The 1,872-nt window shown below is 44.5% G+C and carries 3 protein-coding genes; all 3 read left to right on the top strand.

The genetic code is table 11. The features are described 5' to 3' along the window. On the top strand, positions 1 to 232 hold a 232-nt coding region (locus tag F6K49_RS44975), incomplete at its 5' end, for a hypothetical protein (RefSeq protein ID WP_293108580.1). A gap of 11 nt (positions 233 to 243) precedes the next feature. Beyond that, entirely contained in the window at positions 244 to 600 is a 357-nt protein-coding gene (locus F6K49_RS44970; protein ID WP_293108577.1) for a hypothetical protein, read from the top strand. Continuing rightward, entirely contained in the window at positions 600 to 1,781 is a 1,182-nt protein-coding gene (locus F6K49_RS44965; protein WP_293108574.1) for a hypothetical protein, read from the top strand. Before F6K49_RS44970 ends, F6K49_RS44965 begins: the two co-directional genes overlap by 1 nt. Positions 1,782 to 1,872: the final 91 nt, after the last annotated feature.

Genomic DNA, 1,872 nt, shown 5'->3' with positions numbered 1-1,872 from the left:
AGCGCAACTCTGGCTGCGGGATGTGACTAAGGAAAATTTATTGCTCTGGATTAAGAGGTTATCTATAAAGGGTTATCAAAAGCTGTTTTTGAGTGCTCCGCTTTTGAAGAATGATGATTTTCGGGATCTAAGCCTCAGCGAGGAGCCTTTTGAAGAACCCTATCTAAGCCCCAGCGATAAGCCTTTTGAAGAACCCTACCATTGGGCAGCATTTTGTGCAATTGGTCAATAGGAGTTAAGACTATGAACACTGAGATTCAAGCAATAGGAAATTTCATCAAGCTAATCAACACGCAACCAGATCTTTTTTCTGAACAGGATCGCAATGAACTGGAAGCGATAATTACTCCCCTATCTAATCATGATGTGGAGGGATTAGCAGATGAGATTGATAACTGGTGTACATCTGATCCAGTTATTGACGATGCTCTAGATGTTCTACTTGCTAGCCAAGCAATCGGTGAACTCGGACCTGGAGGCACTTTCCCCACTGATAAAACTAAAGCCGAAGACGAAAAAAACCTAGGGGAAACCTTGATGAATGCCCTCCGCAAGAGTTCTACTGAAGACACCCAAAAACCCAACACTCCCAAAGGCTGATGCCTGATTCTGCCTTGCCCATCAAAAACCCCAGCGTCACCCTTTATGCCTTCCATCTCTGCCAAGACCTAAGCCAAGAACTGGGACAGTTGCGACAGGATGCGGATCAGTTGTGGCAACACTGTGCTCAGCTCAGTGAACCCTTTGGAATCCCAGAGCTGAAATCCTTTCCTGAAAAATTAAAATCCTCTCGAAGCCAAACAGCAATCACAAGCCGTTATCTAGAACTCTTGCCTGATAATGTTTGCTTAACCTATACGCCACCACTGCACATAGCAGGCTCTGGCCTAAAAGTAGATGTCTATCCGGTTAAAATTCATGATACTTATGCCATTGATATAACTCTGTATTACCAAAATGTCACCGTTCCAGCTAGTCAATTTAATCGGTTAAATCCCCAAGGGTGCCTCCTAGCCAGCAATATTCAGGCTTCCTTGGGACAAACCTTAGTGCTCTATGGGGAACCCGTGGGCACTCCCGAGGAAGATAGAACGTTAGCCGATGCCTGTGTGGATGCTTTTTTCCAGGGAAGCGACCAAAAACCAGAGTTTATGGCATCTGGGCAGTTATTTGGTAGCCCAATTTTTGCCTATGACAACGGTAAGGAGAAACCAACGGAGCAATGTCACGTTCTGGTCTGGTTAAACCGTCACCCAGAAACCTTAAAGCTGGTTGAAAAGACTTCTTTGTCATTTTTCAATTTGTTGTGCTGTCGCAGTAAAATCCTGTTTGCTTATCATGAAGCCCGTTGGTGTTATGGCAAAACCAGAGAGCTCTATGGGAAACTGGAACAAGAGGTTAAAGGCTTCAAGGAATTGCCAAGGGATCCAGAAACACGGCTAGAGCAACTGAAGCAGAAACTGACGGAGATGCCACCCAAGACCTTTGAGTATGCTGGTCATCTGCGAGACCTGGAGGATCATAAAACTGCGATCGCTACCAATGCCGCCAACTATGACACATGGCTAAAAAAAATCCGTGAATTTAGTCTCAAAGACGATAATATCGAGTTTTTAGAAGACTTCCTCAATCAAAGAACCAAGCTGTTTCAAAATCAGATTCAAATCAACCTCAATTATCTCAAACCGGGTCAGCAACTATTTGACCAGATGCTTGGTAGTATCCGAGGCATCGTGGAGACTGAACAAGCACAACAAGAGAAACGGTGCGGCTCGTTCTAAATAGGAGCCTTTCGAAACGAGAGGGGTATGATTTAGGGAATTTATGTTCTAACTACCAGATGGATGAAGGTGAGAATCCTTCCCTTGAAGA

This window comes from Moorena sp. SIO3I6 (assembly GCF_010672095.1).
This window is presented reverse-complemented; position numbering and strand designations above follow the sequence as displayed.